Here is a 24324-nt window from a genome sequence, read left to right on the forward strand (position 1 = left end):
TCATATTCTAGAAGATGCTTCCATGGCCATGACCGTCCACGGGCCGGGCCTCGCCCAACCTACCCACTACACAGCGTCACCACCAGAGGGCCTTGGGCGCCACCTTGCCCGGCGTTTTCCCGCACGCCCGCCCGCCCGCATCCACGCGGCGATCACGGACCGTCAACCATTCCCCGGAAAGGGATCAGAGGGGACGAACCGTCCAGAAGAGCATGTTGAGGTCGTAGTAGAGAGCCTTGCGGGTGTCCGGCACCGTGGCGAACAGCATCCCCGGCTTCTTGCCGCCGTTCGCGAGGACCATCACGAACGCCTGCGCGGACTGCTTCTTGCCCTGCACGACGTAGGTCACCTTGTACCCGAGCATCCACCCGAGGCCGTACGGGGTGCGCTGCGACGCCGTCCAGGCGAACTTCGACCCCGCGGGCTGGTGGCGCAGGCTCCACTTGACGGCCTTGCCCGCCAGCGCGCGGTAGTCCTCGTAGGTGGCGGGCCGCTTCGGCACGGCGACCGGAAGCGGCGCGGAGCCGATCAACGCCTGCCGCCCGGACGTCCCGGTCCGCTGCGCCGCGGAGAAGCCCTCCTGTGCCGCCTTCGCCCACGGGGCGGCGTAGCGCGGGTAGCTGAGGCGCGCCTTCTTGTCCTGCACGTACGAGGCCACCGAGGTGCCGGGGGCCGGGAAGACCGTCATCGGCTTGGCCGCGGGCACCGGAGGCACGGCGATGGGCTTCGGCGCGGGGGCGCGCGACGCCTTCGACGGAGCCGGGCCGCCGCCTCCCGCGGAACCGGCCGGCGCCTGCTCGGGCCGGTCGCCGGAGAACAGCACGAACACCAGCACGACGACCAGCGCCGTGACCAGCGCCGCGCCGACGCCGTACACCGCCCTGACGGGGATGTCGCCGAGCCGCAGGAGCGCCGCCCTCGTCCAGCGGCGCACCGGGCCCACCCTCGCGGGACGCGGCCCCGCCAGGCGGGGGCGAGGCTCCTCGCGCTCCCAGGACGGGAACCCCGGCGACTCGGCGGGCTCGGCGGCCGGGATGTCGTCCTTCGGCCGCGCGACCACGACCGGCCTGCCGGGGACGCGGAGCCTCGGCGTCGTCGGGATGCCGGACTCGTCGGGCGTGGGGCCGGCGGCGGGCTCACGCGCGCCGGGCTCGCGTGCGGCCGGTTCGGCGGCGACGCGTCCGTACGGGTGCGGGAACGATCCACGCCCGCGCCGGACGTCGACCGTGTCATCGGCGCGGCCGGTGTCGCCGGTGTCGCCGGTGGGGTCCTCGCCGTCGTCCGGGACGTCCTTCCGCGCGGCGCGGGCGAGCTCCTCCGCGGTTCGCGCGCCGTTCGCGCCCGCCGCCGCGACGACGGCCGCCAGTTGGTCGGGCGTCATCCGGGGCATCGGCGTGGTGGGCGCCTCATAGGAGGGGACGTACGCCGGAGGCCGCCCTGCACCAGGGCGGTCAGGGATCTTTCCCGAGCCGTCCACCATGTCGGCAGACTACGTCACAAATGCCGATGCATGTGGCGTGCCACCCCACCAATATGCCGCGCCTGAGCAGGTGACGGGCTCGGACCGAGCCCTCGTACGAAGAACGTCACTCCCGTTACCAACGACCACACTTCACCTAAGGCGCACCAAGATCTACTCATTGGTCCGAAATGGCGGGTATCTCAGGTGAGACAGCCGGGAACCACCTCATCCATGGCAATGACACCAGGTATCCGGCGTTCCGGGCGTGCGCGTCGCGCCGCCGCAGCCGTGCCCGCCGTGGCCCTGGTGGTCGGCGGCTGCGCCCTCACCGGGTCGCCCGCCGCGACGAACACGGCCTACACAGGGACGGACACGACGCCGCCGCCCGGCGCCGTGGCCGAGGAGCAGGCGTACGAGCGGACCATCGCGCAGGTCCTGCCGTCGATCGTGCAGATCACCACGCGCGGCGGCCTCGGCTCGGGGGTCGTGTACGACACCGACGGGCACATCCTGACCAACGCCCATGTCGTGGGCAAGTCCAAGAACTTCGAGGTGACGCTCGCCACCGGCGGCAAGCCGCGCAAGGCCAACCTCGTCGCGTCCTACCCGCTCGGCGACCTGGCCGTCATCCGGGTCACCGACCGTTCGGGGCTCACGCCCGCGCGGTTCGGCGACTCGACCAAGCTCAGGGTGGGGCAGATCGTCCTGGCGATGGGCAACCCGCTCGGACTGTCCGGCAGCGTGACGAACGGCATCGTCTCGGCGCTCGGCCGCACGGTGACGGAACCGCAGGGCGAGGGGTCGCCGGGCGCCACCATCACCAACGCGATCCAGACCTCCGCCGCGATCAACCCGGGCAACAGCGGCGGCGCCCTGACGAGCCTCGGCGGTGAGGTCATCGGCATCCCGACGCTCGCGGCGATCAACCCCGACCTGGGCGGCGGCGCGGCCCCGGGCATCGGGTTCGCCATCCCCAGCAGCACGGCCAAGGACGTCGCCGAGCAGATCATCAAGTACGGCCGGGTGACGAACACCCGCCGCGCGGCCCTCGGGATCCGGGTCAACACCGTGGTCGGGCCCGACGGGCAGCCGGTCGGCGTGGGCGTCGCCCAGGTGGACCCGAACGGCGGCTCCGCCAAGGCGGGCATCAGACCGGGCGACATCATCCTGAGCGTCAACGGAAAGCAGACCCCGACCGCCGCCGCGCTGTCGGAGGTGCTCGCGGGACTCATCCCGGGCGCCAAGGCCAGTGTGGAACTCCTGCACCCCGACGGGAAGACCACGACGGTGAGCGTCACCCTCGGCGTCCTCGCCGGAAGCTAGCCGGCACCTCCCCCCACGCCCTCCGGACGAGGCCGCGGCTCCTCTCTGGTCGTAAATAGGTTGTTATTAGGGCGATATCCGGTCTTTGCCAAGAATCGCGCAACTTATGCGCGCCGCCCTGCGTCCTCAGACAGTTACCGGCACGAGACGCAGGCGGCCACATAGCGAGGCGATCCCCCATGGACAGGACCCTGATGGAAATCGGCGTGGCGACCGCGGCCATGCTGCGCGGAAAAGAGTACAAAAAAGTATCCTTAGCCGAAATCGGACGTAATATCCAGAATATCCCGCACACCGGGAAGGGGCGGCGGCCTGCCGAGGGGGACGGCTGGAGCCCCGAGTGGGTGCGCAAGCAGGTGGGCACCAAGGCGTCCGCCGCGCTGCTCGCGGGATGGACCGCCTGGCAGCCCTTCGCCGGGTGCGAGGGCGGCATCGAGGTGCCGGCGTCCCTGACCTCCTTGGTGGAGGCGCGGACCTTCCTCACCGACGCGTTCGCGCGCGTGCTCGCCTTCCTGTCCCGCGAACGCGGCCTGTACCGGGCGGTGCTGCGGGCCGTCCCCGAGGCCGCCGCCGACCTGAACGGTCCGCTGCACCGCGACGCGGTGGTGGGCCCCATCCTCCAGGCCGCCCGCCACGGACGCTGTGGCGTGCTGTCCGACTGGCTGGCGCCGGTCCTGGCGGCCGCGCACAGCCCGGTCCACGTGGTGGGCGGCCACGACCTGCGCCTGGACGCCGACCTGCTGTCCGACCTGGCGGTGCGCATGTCGGCGCAGAACACCGGCGGCCGCGCGGTGCGCGCCGAAGCCCTGTGGAGCTTCTGGTTCCAGCAGTGCGTCGTCGGACGGGCCGGGCCCGCGGCCGAGCAGCGGGAACGCGCCGAGCACGACCTGCGCGCGGGCGACGCGGCCGAGCCCCCGCTGACCCGCCTGGCGCGCAGCATGCTCGACGGCCGCCACGACCTGCCCGCCACGGTGGACGCCTACGTCGAGGCGGCGCGGGAGGCGGCCCGCGCGGAAAACTGGGAACGCTGCTCGGACTCCCTGAGCAGGGCCGGGCTGGCCGCGCTGCGGCTCGGCGACTGGGACAGGGCCGGTGCGCTGCTGGCGGAGTCGGAGCACACGGCCAGGGCCCGGCTGGGCGAGACCGACCCCCGGGTCACCCGTGCCCTGTCCGACCGCGCGGAGCTGTCGGCGCTGAGCGGCCGTCCCGACCGCGCGCTGGCCGAGATCCACCAGTCCCTGCGGGCACACGCCCGCGAGGACGGCCCGGCGCGCGACGCGCGGCTGCGGCCGAGCGAACGCGTGCACGCGCTCGCGCTGGCCGAGCACGGCTACGTCACGCGGGCCCTGAGCCTGGCCTTCCAGCTCGCCGGCGCTCCTGTCGACGCCGCCGGGCACGCGAAGGACCTGCTGCTGCACGCGCGGGTGCTGCGGCGGGCGGGACGGCCGGGCGAGGCCCTGGAGCGCATGACCGCCGCGGAGCACGCGCACCGCGCGACGCCGTGCCTGGAGGACCGGATCGAGCGCGCCCGCTGCGAGCTGGACCTGGCGCGGCCCGCGCGGGCGCGGGCGGTCCTCGCCGAGCCGGTCGACCACTGGTCCTGGTACGCCCGGCGGGTGTCGCCGCGGCTGGCGTTCGAGGCGCTGATCCTGCACGCCGTCGCGGGCGGTGACGCGGCGGCGCTGGCAGCGCGCAGGCAGGAGGCCCTCGACTGGGGGGTCGAGGCCGACGACCAGCTCTTCGACGAGTTCGGCTGGGCCAGGGCACGGCTGCTGCGGGGCGCGCCGGACGTGGCGGGGGCGTTCGAGGAGGCGCGGCGGGTCGGGGACGCCCAGGAGCGGCGCATCGCGGCGGGACGCCTGTTCGCCTGGCATCCCGCCGTCGCCGCCACCCGCCTGGAGCTGGCCGAGTGCGCCGAGGCGGCCGGCGTCCACGAGGACGCCTGGCGCGACTACCAGTGGATCGTGGACGACCCCGCGCTCGACGAGGCGCACCCGCTGCGCCTGGCCGCGGTGCTGGGTCAGGTGCGGCTGGCGCGCCGGGAGGGCGACCCGCGCGCGGTCGCGCTGCTGAAGGCGCTGCCGCCGCCCGGACGGTGGCCGCTGGACGCCGACTTGGAGACCACCGACGAGATGACCCGGCTGCGCCGCCTGCTCCGGCTGGACGGCTGACATCCGGGGCCGCCGCTCAGGGCCGCCACGAGGGCCGGTCCAGGCGCACTCCCCCGGCGCGCAGGGCACGCTCCATGCGTGCCAGCGTGCCGGGGGGCGGCACGCCGATGACCAGCACGCCGCCCCGGCCGTCCGGGACGACCTGCACCGGGACCCGGTCCGCGGGGGTGTCCGCCCGAGCGGCGTAGCGGGCCCGGCCGAGATCGGTCCGCGCGATCAGCCGCTGGCCGGCCGACCCCCGCCACGGCAGCCGGGTCGGGCGCGTCACCTCGTACCTCCCGGTGATCAGGACGTCGGCGTGCGCGACGGCGGCCAGGCGCGGCTCGTCCAGTTCCTCCAGCTCGTAGCCGGTGTAGAGGAGGATGTCCGCCTCCGGGCGTACGGCGTCGCGGACCGCCCGCGCGCGGTCCAGGAAGGCCGCCAGGGGACCGGGCTGGGCGAGCGGCTCGCCGCCTGACACGGTGAGCCCGTCCGCGCCCGCGGCGAGCGCGGCCCGCCACAGCGCCTCCAGGCCGGCGACCGGCGCCGGTTCGCCGCCCGCCGGGTCCCAGGTGTCGCGGGACATGCAGCCCGGGCAGGCCAGCGGGCATCCCTGGGTCCAGACGCCGAGCCTGCGCCCGGGGCCGAGCGCGGTGACCGGGTAGTGGACGCGCCCCACGCGCAGGGCGGTCACCGGGTGTTCTCGCGCGGCCGGAACGGCGTGTCGTCGCGCATCCTCGGCTGCGCGGCGGCCTGGGTGGCGTTGGGCTTGCGCAGCACCGTGGTGACCGCGTCCACGTACGCGGCCTGGGCGGTGTCGTGCGCGGCGCGCGCCTCCCGCTCGCGGTGCTCCTGCGCCCGGTGCCGCGCCGCGCGGCGTTCGTCCATGTCCCCGAGGCGGGCCTCGGCGGCCTCCATGGCGGCGCGGGTCTGGCGCAGCCGTTTGACCAGGGCCTCCTGTCGTCTGGCGGCGCCCCTGTAGGCCGCCACGAGAGGGTGGTCGTCGGCGATGCCGAGCAGGAAGGCGAGCGCGCCGGCGAGCAGGAGCAGCGCGCCGAACATCACGCTGACCGTGAACCAGTCCAGGTGCAGCCGGTCCACCAGCATGGGGACCGGCGTGTCGCCCTCGCGCGGGTCGGTCCCGTACACCGGCGCGAGCAGGACGCGCCGGCGCAGGTCGCCGAAGAAGACGGCCAGCGCGGCCCACGGGATCAGCACGATCATGGCCAGCCCGCCGCTGATCCTCTCGGCCCCGCCGGCGCGGCGCGCCCGGTAGAAGACCCCGGCCAGGTGCGGCAGGAAGCCCATCACGAAGGCCACCGAGACGGCGAACGGCAGCGCGACCCGCCAGTCGGGGTCCATGAGGTGGAAGATCTGCCACTGCACGGGGAACTCGATCGCGACGAGCAGGGCGATCAGCGCCCATTTGAGCCATGGCGGCATCTGCCGGCCGAACGGCCCCTCCCACGCGGGCTCGGGGCTCCCGGCCCGCGCCCGCGCGGCGTCGCCGCCGAGGGCGGGGTCGATCAGCGTCGCGGGCGTCCCGGAGGCGAAGTCGCCGGGCATGTCGGGCGGCCGTTCGGTCTCGCCGCGCCGGCGCCGTGACGCCTCCTGGTCGAGGTCGTCGCGGACGCGGGCCTCGCGCAGCGCCACCGCGTCCATCTGCGCCAGCGCCCGGTCCATGAACGCGCCGGCCCGGCGGATGGCGTCCTCGGTCGGCGCGATGTGGCCGGCCGCGGCCCCGGCCTTGTCCCGCTCCCGGGCCACGCGGTCGAAGTGGCGGGACTCGGCGTCGGCGGCCTCGGCGCGCAGGGAGGCCAGGGTCTGCTCCAGCCTGGCGTCCAGCATGCGCGCGTAGGGCAGCCGGTAGTCGTCGAGGAGGGACCATTCGTCGTACTTGCCGGACCTGCCGCCTCCGCGGCCGTCCTTCCTCGCCCGGCGGATCAGCTTGCCGTACCGTCGCGGGGTCCGCCGTTCACGCTTGGGCATCGCGGTCTCCCTCAGTTTCCCTGGACGGGGGCGGTCCCGTGGCCGGGGCCGGTGACGAGCTCGGCCCAGAAGGCCCGCAGCAGGGCGACCCGTCCCGCCTGCGAGGGGGCGTAGCCCGCGCCGAAGCCGTAGTAGGTGATGGTGGTCCCGCTCAGGTCGGGGATGCGGGCCTTCGCGTTCAGCCTCGCGATGATCATCTCCCGGTCGGCGGGCGCGAGGCTGTCGTGGTAGAGGTCGACGGTCGAGTCGGACTGCGCGAAGTCGCTGATCACGAGGATGTGGTAGGCGCCGGTCCCCTCGGGTCGCGTGCCGACCGCCTTGCTGATGCCGCCGAGGACGTCGGACCCCGGCGCCTCGGTCGCGCCCTCCTTCTTCGCGCAGTCGAGCACGTCCGCGGCGGTCTTCTCCGCCTGCTTGTAGGCGCGCCTGCGCAGGGCCGTGACGTCGGCGCCCGGCACGGCGGCCGGGTCGAGGTCGACGTTGGGATAGTTGCACTTGGTCGACTCCGACGCCCCGGTGATCGGCGAGAACGCCAGCGTGGCGCAGCCCTTGGCGTACAGGAAGTCGGCGAGGTGCTCGCGCAGCAGCCGGGCGGCGTCCAGGCGGGTGCCCGAGCCCGAGCCGTCCACGACGACCGCGCACGGGCTCGTGAGGGCCGGCGCCTCCTCGCCGCAGGCGGTGAGCGCGGCGCAGAAAGCCACCGCGGCGGTCGCGAGCGACGCCAGGTGGTGGATCTTCTTCATGTCGGTTCTCCGGAAGGGCCGCGATCGTCGCAGCCGGCGGTCAGTTCGAGGGCGCGGGTGATGACGCGGATCATCCGCGCGGTGCCGAGTTCGTCGTCCGCGTGGACGCGCAGGAAGAGCAGGACGTCCGGCTTGTCCCAGATCGGGTCGGGGACGATCGCGACGGGGACGGGGAGGGAGCGGACGGCCTTCGCCGCCGCGGGGTGCTCCTGCATGACGTGCGTCCAGTACCAGTGCAGGAGCTGGTTGGCGTGGTCGGCGGCGGCCTGGGCGCGGCGGCGGCCCTGCTCGACCGTGGCCGTCCACCGGGTGAGGGCGCGCAGGAACCGCGCGGCGTCCCCCTCGCCGACCTCTCCCCTGAGCCGGTGGTTGACCAGGAGGGTCTCGGCGAGCCCGTGGACGAGCATGACGTGCTTGACGCCCTCGCGCCTGAGCCGGACCTGGATCTGCTTGGACGCGCGGTGCGCCCGGTGCTCCAGTTGCCGGGAGTACGCGGTGGCCACGGCCTCGCCCGAGCCGGGGATCGGCGGGATGGATCTGCGGCCGTCCCTGCGCCCCATGCGCGCGGCCTCCGTCCGGTCGCGGTACGACAGGCGGGCGCGTCTCATGTCGCCCTGGACGGAGTCGCTTTTCCCGCTTTCCCCGCCAGACCCGGCAAACCACCGCGAATGCATCAACGGAAATGTCACACGCCCCAGAATGCCCACATCCCGGGAATATCGCTGCTTTGGATTTATGGTGGTGCGACTAAATTGCCGGTAGTGCGGGACACGGCTCGCGCGGCCGACAATCGGCCTCGTGATACCAGCCCCTTCTCCGGGATCCGCCCCGCCGACCGTTCCGGACCCGCCGCCGCCCGCCGCGACCGTCGCCGACGAAGGCCACGGCACGCCGGGCCGCGCGACCGTGCCGCCCGAGGCCCTGCGGGCCCGGCTCGGCGCGATCGAGCCGCTGACCGAGCTGTCGGGAGAGGCCCGCGTGTACCTGGCGCGGGAGGGCGGCGAGCCCGTGGTGCTCAAGGTCTACGACGGCCCGTCGGCGGAGCGCGCCGAGGTCTACGCCGCGCTCGCCCGCGTCACCAGCCCCTACGTCGTCAAGCCCCGCGAGTGGGACGCCGACGCCGACCCGCCGTGGGAGCTCGGCGAGTACCTGCCGTACGGCACCCTGCGCGACCTGCTGGTCGAGCACCCGGGCGGCCTGCCGGCGGGCGCGCTGCGCGAGGTCGCGGGCCAGTGCGCCGACGCCCTGCGCGACCTGCACGGCGACTACATCCGGCACCGCGACATCAAGCCGGACAACATCCTGGTCAGGAACCGCGACCCGCTGCGGATCGGCCTCGCCGACTTCGGCGTGGCCCGCCGGACCGAGGACGACCTCGGCCGCGTCGCGCGGGCCTCGGGGACGACCCGCTACATGTCCCCGCAGGCCATCATGGGGCTGGTCTCGGCCGACGACGACTGGTGGTCCCTCGGCGTCACCCTCGCCGAGCTGGCCCTCGGCCGGCACCCGCTGCCCGTCGGCGACAAGGCGTACACCGCGCACGTCGCGGTGAACCCGCTGGACGTGAGCGCCGTCGAGGACCCGGCGCTGCGCCTGCTCTGCCAGGGCCTCCTGCTGCGCAACCCCGACGACCGGTGGAAGTACGCGCAGGTGCGGCGGTGGCTGGACGGCGACCCGCCCGCCCTGGCCCGCGCGCCGGAGCCGACGGCCGCGCACGGTTCCCCGCCGTTCCTCGGCGCCTCCTACTCCTCCCCCGCCGAGCTGGCCGCCGCGCTCGCCCGCGGGTGGACCGCCGCGACGGGCTGGGCCGCCGAGCACCGGGAGGAGCTGGACGCCTGGCTCGCCCACTTCCCCGAGGTGGACCGGCCGGTCCCCGCGCACCCCTCCCCCGACATCGCGCTGCTGTACCTGATCCGGGCGCTCAGCCCGCAGGGCCCGCCCTGGTACCGCGGGCACCCGCTGCTGCCCGAGCACATCCCCGCCATCGCCAGGCGGGCCGTCGCCCACACGGCCCACTGGCCCGCCGTGGTGTCCGACTTGTGGCGGTACGGCCTGCTCACCGTCCTGGACGGCGCCGAGGGCGGGCACGGGCTCGCCGCCTACGACGCGCGGTGGCGGCGGGACGAGGAGCGCCGCCGCGCCCTCGTCGCCGCGCCCGAGTACGCGGGGACGCCCGTGCGCGACCTGGACCCGGCCCTCGCGCGGGCCGAGCTGCTGCTGCTCGCCGCGGAACGGGGACGCGCGGCGGAGGCGCGCAAGGAGGTGGCGAGGACCCGCGCCCTGCTCGCCGAGATGCGCGTGCCCGTCCCCTGGTTCACGCGCCTGGCCGCGCGGGACGACCCGGTGGCCACGCTGGTGGCCGCCCTGCTGTGCGACGCCGCCGAGACCTACGCGCACGAGCGGCACGAGGTGTGGCGGGCCTGGCTGGACGACCGGCGGCGCACGGCGCTGCGCGAGTGGCTGGACCGCACGCAGCGTTCCACGGCGCTCGGCTGGGCGGCCATGGCGGTGGCGGTCCCGGCGTTCCTGTGGGTGATCGCGCTGACCCTCAGCGATCTCGTGGACATCGCCTCGGCGCGGGCCATCGCGGTGTCGTGGCTGTGGGCGGCGCTGTGCGTGCTGGTCATGGCGGTGACCGAGATCCCGTTCGCCGCCTGGCTCGGCCGCGCCTACCACCCGCGCCACTCCCTGGCCGCGACCATGATCCTCGCCGCCCGCCGGGCCCTGAGGCCGCTGCGCGGGCGCAGGTGGGCGTCCCTGCTGGTCCTGACCGGCCTGGTCGCGGCGCTGTCCCTGGCCCTGTCCCTCGCCCCGGTGCTGCTGCCCGCGGGCGCGATCGTCGCCCACCTCGCCTGGCTGGTGGTCCGCGCCCGGCGCCGGCGCGCCGGCGCCGGGCCCGTCACCGCCCCGGCCGACCCGCCGGCCCTTCTCCGGAGCGCCTCATGAGCTCAGCCAAGGCCGGGATCGTCTCGGTCACCAACTTCGTCACCGCCGCCCAGGCCGCGCACACCGCCCAGCTCGCCGCGCTGGCCAACACCGCCGTCGCCAACGCGGCAGGGGTCGCGGGCGGCAAGGCCGGGATCGCCGCGGGCATCGCGGGCGTGAAGGCCGGAGGCGCGGGCGTCGCGGCGGGCCTCGGCGGCCAGGCCGGCGTCACCGCCGCGGTCACGCTGTTCACCCCGATCCTGGCGACGGCCGCCGCGGTGCTCGTCACCTACGGCGCGGCCCGCCTGGTCGGAGCGGGCGTCGACCGGCTCATCGACCTCGGCGACCGCATCGAGCTGGAGCGCGGGACCACGCTCGCCGAACAGGAGGCGCAGGAGCTGTGGGCCGACGCGGTGGCCGCCGTCGCCCAGCGCAACGCGCGCATCGCCGCGCTGAGCGCGTCCCTCGGACCGGACGACCCCGACCTGCCCGCGCCGCGCCGGATCGCCGGGTCGACCGTGCGGCAGCTCGCCGACTGGTGCCGCGCCACCGACCAGGCGCTCGCCAAGGCCGTCCCCGTGGTGGCACGGCGGCGGCGGCGCGCCGCGCTGGACGCGTTGCGGGCCGCGCCGCCGCCGGGGCAGGACGCCGTGTGGGAGGACCCCGGCCGATTCGCCGCGCTCTGGGGCGACGCCGCGAGACCCGCCGCGCCCCCGGCGTCCGACCCGGACCACAAGGTCGCCGCCGCGCTGGCCGGGCTGGACCCCGAGGCCACCGCCCGGGACCTCGCCGCCGTCCTCAGAACGGCCGCCGCCGTCCGCGCGCACGCGGGCGGCCCGGCGGCCGGCGCGTGGCTGATCGAGCTGAACGACGCGATCGCGCAGGCCAACCGCGCCGTGCGCGACGCCAGGCGCGCCGCCGTCTACCTCGGCGCGCTCGACTCCCCCGACGACGACCACACCGCGCTGCGCGACCGGCTGCGGGAGGTGCGCGACGGCCGCGCCCGGCTCGACGAGGACCTCAGGGCCGAGGCGGACCGCGCGCTCGCCGCCGCCACCCGGGCGCGCGAGCAGCGGTACGCCCTCGACCTGGTCCGCGAGACGCTCACCGGGCTCGGCCTGGACGTGGACGTCACGGTGTCCGGCACGCTGCGCGCCTCGCACCCCGACTGGCGGCGGCACGCGGTGGACATCGGCGTGGACCCGCGCATGCGCATGTCCGCGACGCTGCGCGGGCCGTCCGGCTCGCCCGGCCCCGACCCGGGGCACGTCGCCGCGTGGCGCGAGACGTGGCGGCGGGCCGAAGGGGCGCTGACCGTCGCCGGCGTCTCCGCCGCCCTCGTCCCCGAGCACGAGGAGGAGATCAGGGAGGACGTCCGCGCCGCCGTGGACCAGAACACGACACAGGACACCTGGCAGGACGCAGAAGGGAGCGCGGCGACCCACGAGCCCCGGAGGAGGTCCCGCCCGTGACCCGCCCGCCCGGCGAGATGCCGCACTTCGTCAGGGAGCTGTGCGCCACCCTGCCGGTGCACGCGCAGTACATCCTGCACGGCAACATCCGCGACCGGTTCCTCATCACGCCCGCGGGCGCCCGCTCACCGGTGCTGATCCCGATCATCCCCACCCTGTGCGAGGCCCTGTACGCCCACGGCTACGAGTGCGTGATCGTCTTCGACCCCATCGACCGCCTGCTGACCGTCCCGCCGTTCGGCGGCGGCCCCGAGGCGACCAGGAAGGCGGCCGAGGACCTGCTGCCCTCGGCGAAATGGGACCGCCGCCACACCCTGGCCGAGCTGGAGGCGGTGCTCACCGCGGTCACGGGCCGCGGCGCGCGGCGCAGGGCGGCCTTCGTGATGGACTACGCCTCCCGCATCACCGGCGCCCCCGCGCACCCGCAGCGCGAGGAGCAGCAGTTCTTCCGGTTCGCCGAGAAGCTGTCGCAGACGGCGGAGCCGCTCACCGGCCCGCCCGGCCGCCCCGGCCGGCTCTTCAACCCCGTGATCTGGCTGGTCGACGGCGAGCGGGACCTGCCCGCCGGCATGGTGATGGGCAACGAGCGGGTCCGCTCCATCGGCGTCCCGCTGCCCGACCTGGAGCTGCGGCTGCGCGCCGCCGCGCTGGAGGCGTCCCTGCTCGGCCTGTCCGCCGACGACCGCGAGGCCGGGGAGGTGGTCAGGCACTACGCCGAGCAGACCGACGGCATGACGCTGCGGGCCATGCAGGAGGTGCGCACGCTCACCAAGGACCGCGGCGCCGACTACACCGGGCTCGCCGACGCCATCCGCGTGTACAAGTTCGGCGTCGAGAACAACCCCTGGCACGGCGACCACCTGCGCGACATGATCAGGCAAGGAGAGCAGGAGATCGTCCACCGGGTCATGGGACAGGAGCAGGCGGTCACCAAGACGCTCGACATCCTCAAGCGGGCGGTGCTCGGCCTGTCCGGCGCGCAGGCCACCTCCTCGGCCACCCGCCCGCGCGGCACGCTGTTCTTCGCCGGCCCGACCGGCGTCGGCAAGACCGAGCTGGCCAAGGCGATCGCCGCGCTGCTGTTCGGCACCCGCTCGGAGCCGCTGCGGTTCGACATGAGCGAGTTCTCCGCCGAGCAGGCCGCCGACCGGCTCATCGGCGCGCCGCCGGGCTACGTCGGCTACGAGGCGGGCGGCGAGCTCACCGGCGCCGTGCGCCGCAACCCCTTCCGCGTCATCCTGTTCGACGAGATCGAGAAGGCCCACCCGCGCATCCTGGACAAGTTCCTGCAGATCCTGGAGGACGGCCGTCTGACCGACGGGCAGGGGGTGACCACGTACTTCTCCGAGTGCGTGCTCGTGTTCACCTCCAACCTCGGCATCATGGTCCCCGACCCCGACGCCCCCGCCGGCCGGCACAAGGTCAGGAACGCCTCGCCGGAGGACGACTACCCCACGCTCACCGTCAAGGTGCTGGAAGCCGTCAAGCGGCACTTCCTGGAGGAGCTCGGGCGGCCGGAACTGCTGAACAGGTTCGGGGACAACATCGTGGTGTTCCGGTACATCGACCAGGACACCGCCGGCAAGATCTTCGAGCTGCAGCTCGGCAACATCGTCCGGCGCGTGCTCGACACCCAGCACATCACGGTCACCATCGACGGGGCGGTGCGCGACCACCTGCGGGCCCGCTGCACCGGCCCCGAGACGCTGGAGAACGGCGGGCGCGGCGTCGGGACCGTGCTGGAGTCCCGCTTCGTCAACCCTCTCGCCCGCGCCCTGTTCGACGGGGACGCCCGCGCGGGCTCGGCCGTCCACGTCGCCGGCATCCGTGAGCATGCCGGGACCGTCTCCCTGGAGCTGCGATGACCAGGAAATGCCCGTACTGCGACTACACCACCGAGGACGCCTCGGCCTTCACCTGCCCCCACGACCATTCCCCGCTCGCCGAGGTCAGGGTGGCCGCGCTGCGGCTGTCCTTCCAGGACGGCACGGTCGTCGAGGTCGGCCCGGGCGAGGAGGTCAGGCTCGGCCGCGACCCGGAATGGTCCGGGCACGCCGGCTGGCTCGGCGCCTTCGCCCGCGTCTCGCGCCGGCACGCCACGGTCGGCCTGCGCGGCAACGGCACGGCGTACGTCGTCGCCGAGGACGACACCCGCAACGACACCTACGTGGACGGCGCCGCGGTCCGCAAGGGCCTGTCCACCACGCTCGGGGACGGCTGCACGCTGCGCCTGTCCACCCAGCTCTCCGCGCGGGTCTCGTTACCGGAGGAGGCGCGGTGAACGACCGGATCCCGCAGGGGGACCTGCTGCTCGCCGTCCGCTACCTGAGGGACGGCGGCACGCCCGCCGAGCTGGACGAGGTGATCGCCCGGTACGAGGCGCTGACCACGGCGGGCGGCCTCGGTGAGGAGGCCACGGCGGCGGCCCACACGATCCTCGGGCTGATGCTCATGCTGCGGGTGGTCCGCCTGCCCGAGGGCGGCGCCGCCACCCTCGACATGCGCACGCTGTTCGCGTTCCCGCCCACGATCGCCGACGTCTCCGACCCGCGCACCCGCGCCGACCTCGCCCGCGCGCGGGAGGGCCTGGCCCGCGGCGTGAACGCCGGCGACGCGCTGCCCCAGCACGTGCGCGACATGGCCGCCGTCGCGATGACCTCGGCGTCGCTGCTGGAGGCGACGCAGGCCGGCCCCGACATCCCCGCGGTCAGCGGCCTGCTGGAGCAGGCCCTGGACCGCGTCTCGCCCGGCGCCCCCGGCCACCAGGAGCTTTCCGCCCTGCTCGCCTGGGCCCGGGCGAGCATGAGGATCACGGGCGGGGAGGGCCCCGCGGACGCGGTGGAGGAGGCGCGGGAGGCGCTCGAGCCGCTCGGCGACGACCACATGCTGGGCCCGATGGTCCTCACCGACCTGGTGCTGAGCGCCACCGGCGGCCCCGGCGCCGCCACACCCGACGGCCTCGCCCGGATGAACGACGTCATGAAGAGCGCCTGGACGCGCATGGAGCCGTTCGAGCACCACCCGATGTGGGCGCTGTCCCTGCGCAGGGCGGCGGGCGCGGCGCTCACCGCGGCGGCGGCCTGCGGCGACCCGTCCGAGGCCACCGAGGCGCTGCGCATGGCCGAACGCGCCCTCGACCTGCCCGACGGCTCCGCCTATGACCGCTTCGTCGCCGGCATGGCGCGGGTCACCACGGCCTTCGGCGACGGCGCCCAGGAGTCGCACGACGCGGCCGTCGCCGACTTCGCGCGGATGGCCGGCGAGCTGCTGGAGGAGTCGGAGCTGTCCCCCGTCGTGCTGGCGATGCTCGCCATGACGCTCAGCGTCGACTGGATGCGCAGGGGCGGCGTGGAGAACACCGAGGCGGCGGGCGCGTACCTGCTGCTCGCCCGGGAACGCATGCGCGACCAGCTCGCCTCCGGCGCGCAGGGCAACCACGACCTCCTGGTCATCCACGCCCTGTCCGGTCTGCTGCGCGTCCTGCACGGGGACTGGAGCGACACCGGAGGGGACCTGGACACCGCGCTGGCCGACATCGCCGAGGCCGTCGAAAGGCTGCCCCGGGAGCACGTCATGTGGCCGCACCTCGTGATGGCGCTCGGGTTCGCCCGGGTGATGCGCGGCAACCTGTCGTCCGACATGGCCGAGGTCCGCGCGGGCGCGGAGCTGCTCGCCCAGGCGGCCGAGGACCGCGACGACGCGCCGCCCGCCGCGCGGGGCGCCATGCTCGGCACCGGGGGCCTCGGACGGGTGCTCGTCGGGACCATGGACGGCGACGACGCCCAGACCGAGGAGGGGCTGCGGATGCTGAGGGCGGCCGCGGACGGGCCGCGCTCCGTCCTCGGCGAGCGGCTGCACCTGCGGGCCGGCCTCGGCGGCGCGCTGCTCGCCCTGTACGGGTACGGCGGCGGCGCGCACCGGTTGGAGGAGGCGGTCCAGGCGTTCACCCGGGCGCGGGAACTGCTCGCGGAGGACCCGTTCAGCCCGGCCGCGGGCCAGTTGCTGACCGACCTCGCGCGGGCGCTGCGCCTGCGCGACGGCCGCGCCGGCCCCGGGCCCGCCGTCGAGGCGGGCCTGGCCGCGCTGGAGGCGCTGGAGAGGGACGTGCTGCTGCAGACCGAGGTGCGGTACGGCCTGATCGTGGCGCGCGGCAGCGCCGGACTGGCCCGCGAGGTCGCCTCCTGGTGCCTGGAGGCCGACGACCCACGCCGTGCCGTCACCGCGCTCGAACGCGGGCGCGGCCTCGTGCTCAACGCCGCCACGGCCGCCGCCGGCGTCCCCGAGCTGCTCGCCGCGGCGGGCCAGGAGGAGCTGGGCCGCCAGTGGCGGCACTCTGAAGGAGGCTTCCAGGTCGTGCCCTGGCAGCCGCACGGCGCGCGTGCGCAGAACGAACTCTTCGACCGGCTCGTGGCGAGCACGGGCGCGCAGGTGCCGAGCGACCTGCGCCACCGCGTCCTGGCGGCGCTCGACGCGGCCGGACGCCGTCCGCTGCCCCCTCCGTCGGTGGCCGAGATCGCCGAGGCCGTGCGGGCGGCGGGCATGGACGCGCTGGCCTACCTGGTGCCCGCCGGAGACGCGCCGGTCGGGCACATCCTGGTCGTGCGCGACGACGGCTCGCTGCTGGACCTCGTCCCCGGCGAAACGGCGGGCCCGGCCCCCGAGGTGGGCGCCTCCCCCCACCCGGACGCCCTGGCACGGGTCTGCGACTGGGCCGGAGAGGTGATCGCCCCGCTGCTGCGCGCGGCCCGCGCCTGGGCGCCGGACCGGCCGCCGCGGATCGTCCTGGTGCCGATGGACTCGCTGGGCGCGATCCCCTGGCACGCGGCGCGCCGCGACGGCCGGTACGCCTGCCAGGACGCGGTGATCTCGTTCGCCGCGTCCGGGCGCCAGCTCGCCGACGCCCTGCGCAGGCCGCCGCGTCCCTACGACGCCAACCCGGTGCTGGTCGCCGACCCGACCCTGACGCTGAGCCTCGCCCGTCCCGAGATCGCCGCGTTGCGCGCGGCCTTCTACACGACGGCCCGGCTCTACGGCCCGGACCTTCCCGGCGCCTCCGGCGAGGGGCGGCCGGGCGAAGTGCTCGACCACCTGCCCTCCCGCGACGGCCTCGGCGCGTCGCTGCTGCACCTCGCCTGCCACGCCTCTACGGGAGCGGGCCCGGAGTCCTCGCACCTGAAGCTGGCGCCCGCGCCGCCGCAGGACGCCGGCGACGACGCGCCCGACCACGAGCCGCTACCGGCGTCCCGCGTGCTGCGCCGGGCGCTCGGCCGCCCGCCGGACGCGCCCGGGGGGCTGGTGGTGCTCTCGGCCTGCGAGACCGACAGGACGCCCGGCGCGTACGACGAGGCGCTGACGCTGGCGACCGCGTTCCTGGCGGCGGGCGCGGCGACGGTGGTCGGGAGCCGGTGGGAGGTCGGCGACCTGCGCAGCGCGGGCCTGATGTTCATGTTCCACCACCACCTCGCCGCCGCCGCGCCGGCCGACGCGCTGCGGGCCGCCCAGCTCTGGATGCTCGACCCGGACCGCCCGTACCCGGACACCATGCCTCCCGAGCTGCGCGAGGAGCTGCGGCACTCCTCCCTCGACCTGGCGCGCCCGGACGCCTGGGCGGCGTTCACCCACCAAGGAAGGTAGGCGCATGGATCCCGTCTTGACGGCCCTGGCCGATCACTGGGACGACGTACACGAACGGCTCGCGCCCGAGCGGTCGCGGGCGCTGGACGCCCTGGCCGCCGACCTCGCCGCGGCCACCACCGACCGCGCCAGGCGCGGCGTCCGGCAGCGGCTGATCGACGAGCTGCGCCACTCGCTCCCCGTCGACCACCCGGTGCGGGAGGCGATCGTGCGGGGGTCGCGGGCGACCACCGGGACGCCCGTGGAGTGGCACGCGGCGGTCGACCGCCTCACCGAGACCTTCGTCCAGCGTGACGCCCGCCTGGCCAGGCTTGACCTGCTGGCCGAGCCCGGCCACACCCCCGACGAGGTGCGCGGCATGGGGGCCGACCCCGCGACGCCCGGCCTGCTGCGCCTGCCGCTCCCCGAGGGCGGCCACCGGCTGCCGGCCTTCCAGTTCACCGCCGAGGGCCGGCCGCACGCCGTCGTGCTCGCGGTCAACGAGCTGCTCGGCGCGGCCACCGACCCGTGGGGGGTGGCCGATTGGTGGTGCCGTCCCAACAGCCGGCTCGACGCCGTGCCGGCCGCCCTGCTCGGCGTCGTCCCCGACGGGGACCTGTACACCGCGGCGCGCGCCGTGCGGGGAGATGAGTGAGAGATGGGACGACACGACCCGCCCGTCGACTACGACGGACACCCCCACGCCCTCCTGCTCCCCGCCGGGTCGGTGCTGTGGCGGGTGCATTCCCGGCATCGGCCGGCCGAGGCGTTCAAGCCCTACCGGCGCGAGTACGCCTTAGGCCGCTTCGACGGCGGCGACGACGACCCGTACGGCACCCTGTACCTGGCCTCCGACGAGGTCACCGCGGTGGCCGAGGTGCTGATGCGCGGCCTGCCGTACGGACGCACCGGCCACAGGTTCGTGCCGTACGACGCCGTGCGGGGCCGGCGGCTGTCGGCCGTGCGCGTCACCGCGGAGCTGCGGCTCATCGACCTGGTCCGGGGCGCGGCGCTGGGCGCCGTCTGCCAGGACGACTGGCTGATCTACTGCGCGGAGAGCGAGTTCGACAAGACCCGGCGCTGGGCGTCCTGGCTGCGCGCCCAGGACGGGCTCGCCGCCGGGATGATGTGGACGACGCGCCGCAACCTCGTCAACCGCAGCGTCGTCCTGTTCGCCGACAGGGGCGCAGCCCTGGAACCCGCCTCCCTCCCCGCGGTCGACCTGGACAGCGGCCCCGGCCTCGACTGGCTCAACGAGCACCTGCGCCAGTTCCGCACCTCGGTGAACCGCCCCGGCCCGGCCTGGTGATCCTCCGCCGCGCAGGGCGGCGCGCAGCCGGGCGAGCCTCATGCGTCCGATGGAGCCGAGCCCTCCGGGCGGTGGCGGGCTACCAATCGGGCGCATCACGGGTGTTCTCCGCCCGGATGGTGTCACGATGGCGTCGTGGCGCACCCACACCGACCCGACCCTCTCGTGACCGAGCTGCGCGTGTTGCGCGAGCAGGGCCTGCTGCGCCTGCACCGCAGGCCCTACCCCGAGCTGGCCGGCGCCGCCGACTCCCTCGGCCTGCCGGTGGACGTGCTGCTGGAACGCGTCGTGGCCCGGCTCGACGGCGACCTGGCCCACGCCACCGCCTACACGCTCGGCACCGCGCCGGGCACGCGCGACTGGCCGGCCTCCGAGCGTCGCAAGCACGCCGCCAAGGTCTACCGGCTCTCGGTCGAACGCTTCCGCAAGGAGCAGGAGCTGCTGATCCTGGAGAACGTCGCCGCCCGGATACGCGCCATGCTCGGGGCCGCGCGGCCGGCCGAGCTGCCCATGGGCTCCAGCCTGCGGCTGCAGGTCGGCGGCGCGGCCCTCACGCTGCACCGCCGCCCGGTCGAGACGCTCAAGGACGTGGCCGCGATCGCCTCCTCGGAGAACGTCTACCTGGAGATGTCCAAGTCGTTCAAGTCCTCGCTGTCGGCGTCGCTGCGCGCCGCGGCGGCGGCCCGCGACGACGTCGGCGACGTGGTGGACGACGTCCTGCCCCGTGAGCTGCGCGCGTGGATGCGGGCCCACGGCCGCGAGGGCGGCAGGGTGACGGCGGGGACCGTGGTCCCGACCTCACCGGGCGAGCTGCGCAGGCACGGCGTGCGCCGCCTCTACCACGCGGCCATCGCCGTGCCGCTGCCGGGGAGCAACGACTATTCGGTGGAGCCCGCCGCCGTGGACCGCGCCGTGCACGGCATCTTCCGGCTGGCCGCGCACGAGGGGATGGCGTCGGTGTGCCTGCCCATGTTCGGCGCGGGCCGGGCCGGGCTCGACCCGGAGACGGCGTTCGCCTACCTGTGGGGCGCGCTGGCGCACGAGGCGCCGTGGGCCTGCGAGCTGCACATCGTCACGCGCAGCGAACGCGGCACGAACGCCGCCCTGCGCGGTCTGCGCGCCGCGGGCGCCGTCCCGGCCTCCTGACCAGGCCGGGCACGCGGCGCGACGGAGCGCGGACCCGTACGCGCGGTGCGCGGTAGAGCCTGCTGTACCCGGGGTCTCCCGTTGGCGGGATCGCCGGGCCACCTGGTGGATTCGTACGTTCGTAAGCGTGAGGAACGCACCGGACGTCGAACAGGAGCACCGCATGTCCCGTCACAGGCAGGCCGGCCAGGCGAACGCGGCGCGGGGCGGCATCGGCCGCGCCCAGCGGTGAGGCGCGATCGGCCGTGATCGACCCCGACCGCATCAAGACGTCGAAAGAGCTGTCCCAGCAGTTACGCGCGCTGTTCAAGGAGGGACGCTGGAGCCATCGCCGCCTGGCCGAGGCCGCCGGGCTCAGCCCGGCCACCGTGCACGCCATCGTCAGCGGGGCGACCGAGCTGCCCCGTACCGGCACCCTGGTCGCGTTCGTGACCGCGTGCGGCCAGCGGAAGGAGCCGTGGGTCGCGGCGCGCCGCCGCGTGGCCGACGTCACGGCGACGAACCCGACGCGTGAGCAGCTCAGGCGCCAGCTGGACCAGCTTCGGGTCCGCGCCGAACGCGCCGAGGCCGAGCTGGAGGCCGTGCTGCGGGACAGGATCGAGCTCTGCCCCGGCGGCCCGCCCGTCAGCGGCGGAGGAAGGCCGTGACGGCGGTGAGGAACTCCGCCGGACGGGTGCCGTGGATCTCGTGCCCCGCGTCGATCGTGACCAGCTCGGCGCCGGGGACGCGGGCGGCGAGCTCGGCGACCTGCTCCTGCGGCAGGTGGCTCGACGGGCCGCCCGCGAGCACGAGCGTCGGCGCGGTGATCTTCGCCAGCCCTTCCAGCCAGGCCGGGTCGGGGTCGTTGCGCTGCCGGGTCGTCTGCTCGACCATGGCCCAGTCGAAGTCCGGCGGCTCCTCCGGACGCGGCGGGACCGCCACGCCGGCCGGGACGGGCAGCGGCACGTCCTCCAGGACCAGGCGCTCGACCCGGTCCGGGTACTCCTGCGCGACCAGGTAGGCGACGAACCCGCCGAGCGAATGCCCTGCCAGCGACGCCCGCTCCAGGCCGAGAACGTCGAGCAGGCCCACCACGTCGTCGCGCATCGAGGTCAGCGCGTACCTGCCGGGCCGGTCGCTGCGGCCGTGTCCGCGCAGGCTCAGCGCGTGCACCCGGAAGGACTCCGCCAGGGGGCCGATCACCCCGTCCCAGTCGGTGTGGTCGTATCCCCGGCCCGGCAGCAGCACCAGCGGAGGCGCCGCCGGATCACCCTCCGTCCGATACGCGAGCCTGACCCCGTTGACGAGCGCGAACCGAAGATCCCCCATGCCCACCACCGTAAGCGCCGCCCCCGCCCCGCCGGAGCGCGTTCGCGCCAAGAGGAAAACCGCCCCGGAGAACACGCAGGCCCCGCCACGCGGTGCTACAGCTTGGCGCGCACCCGGGCCGCGTCCGGGTCCGCCCACTCGTCGAGGATCGCCAGCGCCTGCCGCCAGGCGGCCCGCGCCTCCGTGGACCGGTTGAGTGCCGCGTACGCGTCGCCGAGGTGGTCGAGGACCTCGGCCTCGTCCAGCCGGGCGCCCAGCCGGCGGGTCAGCGCGAGCGCCCGCTCGAAGCGCGGCACCGCTTCGGCGTGCCGGCCCAGGTGGTGAAAGGCGTAGCCGATGCTGTCCCAGGCGTTCGACTCGCCCGAGACGTTCCCGATGCGCTGGTTGAGCTCCAGCGCCCGCTCGCAGTACGCCACGGCCCGCTCGTGGTCGCCCATCATGGCCGCGCACCAGCCGACCTGGTTCAGCGCCTCGGCCTGGCCGTCGTCGAATTCGTACGCCTGCGCCACCTCCACCGCCCGGAGGGCGTGGTTCAGCGCGTCGGCCGGCCGGCCGGCGCGTTCGCAGAGCCACGACATGCCGCGATGGGCGTTGACCTGGCCCATGCCGTCGCCCGACCGGGCGAAGAAGGCCACCGCCCGCTCGTAGTCGTCCGTCGCCTCGTCGTAGTCGCCCAGCGCCGTGTGGACGAGGCCGAGCGCCATGTGGGCGCGGCTCTGCGCGCCGAGGTCGCCGAGGCGCTGCGCGGCCCCCAATCCGGCACGCTGCACGTCGAGCTGCTCGGGCCAGCGTCCGCGACGGTGCAGGAAGATCTCCACGGCCCGGGCCAGGGGGACGACGCGGCCGTCCAGGCCCGCCGCGGCCGCCCGGCCCACCGCGGCGGCGAGCGCGGGGTAGGCGGCGGTGAACCAGGCGAACGCGGCGTCGATCCCCGTGATCTCCTCCGCCACGCTGCCCGGCTCGGGGGGTCCGATGGGGACCTGCTCGCGGTGCGGGTTGAGCACGGCCGCGGCGGCGTACGCGGTGTGCAGGTAATGGTCCAGCACGCGGCACCGCGCCGCCTGCCGCTCCTCGGCGGACAGGTGGCGCCGCGCCAGTTCGGTGGCGTACGCGGCGAGCAGGTCGTGCATCGCGTACCGCCCGGCGGCGTGCTCGGTCAGCAGGTGGGCCTGGGCGAGCGTGGCGACCAGGCGCCTGGCCCGGTCCCGCGGCAACGCCGTGAGGCTCGCCGCCGCCGCGACGGTCAGCTCCGGCCCGGGCCACACGCCGAGCAGGCGGAACAGCCCGGCCGCCTCGGGGTCCAGGGCCCGGTACGAGGAGGAGAAGACCGCCCGCACGTCCGTGACGGCGTCCTCACCGGACAGCGGGTCCAGTCCGGCGTCCAGCCCGTCCAGCTCATCGGCGAACACCGACAGCGGGAAGTCGGGAAGGTGCGCCGCCCGGGCCGCCACGATCGACAGGGCGAGCGGCAGGCGGGCGCACCGCCGCACGATCCGGTCGACCGCGCCCGGCTCGGCGCCGGCGCGGTTCGCGCCCACGCGGCGGGTGAGCAGGTCGCGGCTCTCCGGCGCGCTGAGCAGGTCCACGATGACCGGCTCGGCGCCGTGCGCGGCGACCAGTCCGGGCAGCCGGTGGCGGCTGGTCAGGACGACCGCCGAACCGGGGCCGCCAGGCAGCAGCGGGCGCACCTGCGCCTCGTCGCGCGCGTTGTCCAGCAGCACCAGGACGCGCCGGCGCGCCAGTTCGGTGCGGTACAGGTCGAGCTGGGCATCGAGGGCGGCAGGGACGCGGCGCCGCGGGACGTTCAGCGCGTCGAGGAAGCGGCGCACCGCCTCGGCGGGCGTGACCGCCGGTCCGCCCGGCGCGAAACCGCGCAGGTCGATCGCGAGCTGCCCGTCGGGGAACCGGTCGCGCACCCGATGTGCCCAGTGGACCGCCAGGGCGGTCTTGCCCACCCCGGCCGGGCCGGTGACCAGCGCCACTGCCGTCGCCGTCGGCTGATCGGCGGCCCTGGTCAGCACCGCGTCAAGGTGGTCGAGCTGCGCCCGCCGGCCGATGAACCCGTAGGCGTCCGGGGGCAGCAGGGCCGGCACGGCGGCCGAAGCGGCGGCCGGCGCGGGCGGCTCCGGCGCGGGCCGGTGGTCCATCTCGCCGCGCAGGATCGCCCGGTGAACCGCCTGGAGTTGGGGGGCCGGGTCGGCGCCCAGTTCCTCGGCGAGCCGCTGGGCGATCGCGGCGTACCGGTGCAGAGCGTCGGCGCCGCGCCCGACGGCGTGCAGGGCCCGCATGAGCAGCGCGGTGACGGGCTCGCACAGCGGGTGCTGGTCGGCCAGGTCGCTCAGCGCCGGTACGGTCACCGCCGCGTTGCCCGCGTGCAGTTCCGTCTCGGCCCAGGCGAGCACGGCGTCGACGTGTTCGCGGTGCAGTCCCTCGCGGACCCGGGCCGCCCACGGACCTGCCACGTCCGCCAGGGGCGTTCCGCGCCACAGGTCCAGGGCCTGCCGTAATCGATCCGCGCGGCGCTCGGGCGGGCCGCCGGCCAGCGCGCGGAAGCGGTGCACGTCGACCCGGTCGCGGTCGCATTCGAGCACGTACCCGCCGGAACGGAAGGGCAGCCTGGGCGCGGTGCCGGCGTCCGGATCGGCCAGGGCCCGGCGGATCCGGGTGATGTACGAGTGCAGCGCCTGCCGGGCCCGTGGTGGCGCCGCCTCGCCCCAGACCCGGTCGATGAGGACGTCGGCGAGCACCGGCCGGCCGGCGTCCAGCGCCAGGGCGGCCAGCACCGCGCGCTGGCGTGGCGGCCCGGCGTCCAGCGGCCCTGCGTCCGTCCAGAGTTCCACCGGCCCGAGCAGTCGTACTTCCAAGTGCCATCCCTCCCCGTACG

18 protein-coding genes are annotated in these 24324 nt (G+C 75.4%); 11 read left to right on the forward strand and 7 right to left on the reverse strand.

Features of this window, described 5'->3' with window-relative positions:
• Window positions 1-184 precede the first annotated feature (184 nt).
• The gene (locus BJ981_RS01380) at window positions 185-1381 is read right to left on the reverse strand and encodes a hypothetical protein (protein WP_184607929.1); all 1197 of its coding nucleotides are present in this window, start codon (window positions 1379-1381) and stop codon (window positions 185-187) included.
• A gap of 369 nt (window positions 1382-1750) precedes the next feature.
• On the opposite strand from BJ981_RS01380, the gene BJ981_RS01385 reads away from it, so the two are divergent.
• Window positions 1751-2785 carry a S1C family serine protease gene (locus tag BJ981_RS01385; RefSeq protein WP_239139150.1) on the forward strand — a complete coding sequence of 345 codons (1035 nt, stop codon included), beginning with the start codon at window positions 1751-1753 and terminating at the stop codon, window positions 2783-2785.
• Window positions 2786-3129: 344 nt separating this feature from the next.
• On the forward strand, window positions 3130-4956 hold the full coding sequence (locus BJ981_RS01390) for a hypothetical protein (RefSeq protein ID WP_184607931.1): 1827 nt from the start codon (window positions 3130-3132) through the stop codon (window positions 4954-4956).
• Between the two features lie 16 nt (window positions 4957-4972).
• Here the strand turns inward: BJ981_RS01390 and BJ981_RS01395 are convergent, their stop codons facing one another.
• From BJ981_RS01395 to BJ981_RS01410, 4 genes are read right to left on the reverse strand one after another with little or no spacing between them, the layout of a single operon-like run.
• Window positions 4973-5629, reverse strand: coding sequence for a 4Fe-4S single cluster domain-containing protein (locus BJ981_RS01395; RefSeq protein WP_184607932.1), 657 nt, complete (start codon window positions 5627-5629; stop codon window positions 4973-4975).
• Window positions 5626-6924, reverse strand: coding sequence for a hypothetical protein (locus tag BJ981_RS01400; protein WP_184607933.1), 1299 nt, complete (start codon window positions 6922-6924; stop codon window positions 5626-5628). Before BJ981_RS01400 ends, BJ981_RS01395 begins: the two co-directional genes overlap by 4 nt.
• An 11-nt stretch (window positions 6925-6935) precedes the next feature.
• Window positions 6936-7667: a hypothetical protein gene (locus BJ981_RS01405; RefSeq protein WP_184607934.1), complete on the reverse strand. Its 732-nt coding sequence runs from the start codon at window positions 7665-7667 to the stop codon at window positions 6936-6938.
• Entirely contained in the window at window positions 7664-8275 is a 612-nt protein-coding gene (locus tag BJ981_RS01410) for a hypothetical protein (protein ID WP_184607935.1), read from the reverse strand. Before BJ981_RS01410 ends, BJ981_RS01405 begins: the two co-directional genes overlap by 4 nt.
• 190 nt (window positions 8276-8465) lie before the next feature.
• Between BJ981_RS01410 and BJ981_RS01415 the strand changes: the two genes are divergently transcribed.
• From BJ981_RS01415 to BJ981_RS01455, 9 genes are all read left to right on the forward strand, one after another.
• On the forward strand, window positions 8466-10613 hold the full coding sequence (locus tag BJ981_RS01415) for a protein kinase domain-containing protein (protein WP_184607936.1): 2148 nt from the start codon (window positions 8466-8468) through the stop codon (window positions 10611-10613).
• The gene (locus BJ981_RS01420; RefSeq protein ID WP_184607937.1) at window positions 10610-12064 is read left to right on the forward strand and encodes a hypothetical protein; all 1455 of its coding nucleotides are present in this window, start codon (window positions 10610-10612) and stop codon (window positions 12062-12064) included. The genes BJ981_RS01415 and BJ981_RS01420 overlap by 4 nt, the downstream gene beginning before the upstream one ends.
• Window positions 12061-13929: an AAA family ATPase gene (locus BJ981_RS38950; RefSeq protein WP_204070155.1), complete on the forward strand. Its 1869-nt coding sequence runs from the start codon at window positions 12061-12063 to the stop codon at window positions 13927-13929. Before BJ981_RS01420 ends, BJ981_RS38950 begins: the two co-directional genes overlap by 4 nt.
• A complete protein-coding gene (locus BJ981_RS01430) occupies window positions 13926-14345 on the forward strand; it encodes an FHA domain-containing protein (protein WP_184607938.1) in 420 nt (139 codons plus the stop codon). Before BJ981_RS38950 ends, BJ981_RS01430 begins: the two co-directional genes overlap by 4 nt.
• Window positions 14342-17698 carry a CHAT domain-containing protein gene (locus BJ981_RS38955; RefSeq protein WP_184607939.1) on the forward strand — a complete coding sequence of 1119 codons (3357 nt, stop codon included), beginning with the start codon at window positions 14342-14344 and terminating at the stop codon, window positions 17696-17698. Before BJ981_RS01430 ends, BJ981_RS38955 begins: the two co-directional genes overlap by 4 nt.
• A 4-nt stretch (window positions 17699-17702) precedes the next feature.
• Window positions 17703-18332, forward strand: coding sequence for a hypothetical protein (locus BJ981_RS01440; RefSeq protein WP_184607940.1), 630 nt, complete (start codon window positions 17703-17705; stop codon window positions 18330-18332).
• Window positions 18333-18335: 3 nt separating this feature from the next.
• A complete protein-coding gene (locus tag BJ981_RS01445; protein WP_184607941.1) occupies window positions 18336-18986 on the forward strand; it encodes an RES family NAD+ phosphorylase in 651 nt (216 codons plus the stop codon).
• A 135-nt stretch (window positions 18987-19121) separates the two neighbouring features.
• Window positions 19122-20132, forward strand: a complete 1011-nt coding sequence (locus tag BJ981_RS01450; protein WP_184607942.1) for a macro domain-containing protein — start codon at window positions 19122-19124, stop codon at window positions 20130-20132.
• A 245-nt stretch (window positions 20133-20377) separates the two neighbouring features.
• Entirely contained in the window at window positions 20378-20779 is a 402-nt protein-coding gene (locus BJ981_RS01455; RefSeq protein WP_184607943.1) for a helix-turn-helix domain-containing protein, read from the forward strand.
• On the opposite strand, the gene BJ981_RS01460 is transcribed toward BJ981_RS01455, so the two are convergent.
• Window positions 20757-21440 (reverse strand): alpha/beta fold hydrolase, encoded by a 684-nt coding sequence (locus BJ981_RS01460; protein WP_184607944.1) that lies wholly within the window; start codon window positions 21438-21440, stop codon window positions 20757-20759. The two genes, BJ981_RS01455 and BJ981_RS01460, sit on opposite strands and share 23 nt — an antisense overlap.
• Before the next feature lie 95 nt (window positions 21441-21535).
• Window positions 21536-24304: an AfsR/SARP family transcriptional regulator gene (locus tag BJ981_RS01465; RefSeq protein ID WP_184607945.1), complete on the reverse strand. Its 2769-nt coding sequence runs from the start codon at window positions 24302-24304 to the stop codon at window positions 21536-21538.
• Window positions 24305-24324: the final 20 nt, after the last annotated feature.

It is taken from the genome of Sphaerisporangium krabiense (genome assembly GCF_014200435.1).
Taxonomy (GTDB): Bacteria; Actinomycetota; Actinomycetes; order Streptosporangiales; family Streptosporangiaceae; genus Sphaerisporangium; species Sphaerisporangium krabiense.

Excerpts from the sequence above, each read along its gene's own strand:
- BJ981_RS01380 (WP_184607929.1), bottom strand. The coding sequence starts at position 1,381 with ATGACGCCCGACCAACTGGCGGCCGTCGTCGCGGCGGCGGGCGCGAAC.
- BJ981_RS01400 (WP_184607933.1), bottom strand. The coding sequence starts at position 6,924 with ATGCCCAAGCGTGAACGGCGGACCCCGCGACGGTACGGCAAGCTGATC.
- BJ981_RS01405 (WP_184607934.1), bottom strand. The coding sequence starts at position 7,667 with ATGAAGAAGATCCACCACCTGGCGTCGCTCGCGACCGCCGCGGTGGCT.
- BJ981_RS01410 (WP_184607935.1), bottom strand. The coding sequence starts at position 8,275 with ATGAGACGCGCCCGCCTGTCGTACCGCGACCGGACGGAGGCCGCGCGC.
- BJ981_RS01420 (WP_184607937.1), top strand. The coding sequence starts at position 10,610 with ATGAGCTCAGCCAAGGCCGGGATCGTCTCGGTCACCAACTTCGTCACC.
- BJ981_RS01430 (WP_184607938.1), top strand. The coding sequence starts at position 13,926 with ATGACCAGGAAATGCCCGTACTGCGACTACACCACCGAGGACGCCTCG.
- BJ981_RS01440 (WP_184607940.1), top strand. The coding sequence starts at position 17,703 with ATGGATCCCGTCTTGACGGCCCTGGCCGATCACTGGGACGACGTACAC.
- BJ981_RS01445 (WP_184607941.1), top strand. The coding sequence starts at position 18,336 with ATGGGACGACACGACCCGCCCGTCGACTACGACGGACACCCCCACGCC.
- BJ981_RS01460 (WP_184607944.1), bottom strand. The coding sequence starts at position 21,440 with ATGGGGGATCTTCGGTTCGCGCTCGTCAACGGGGTCAGGCTCGCGTAT.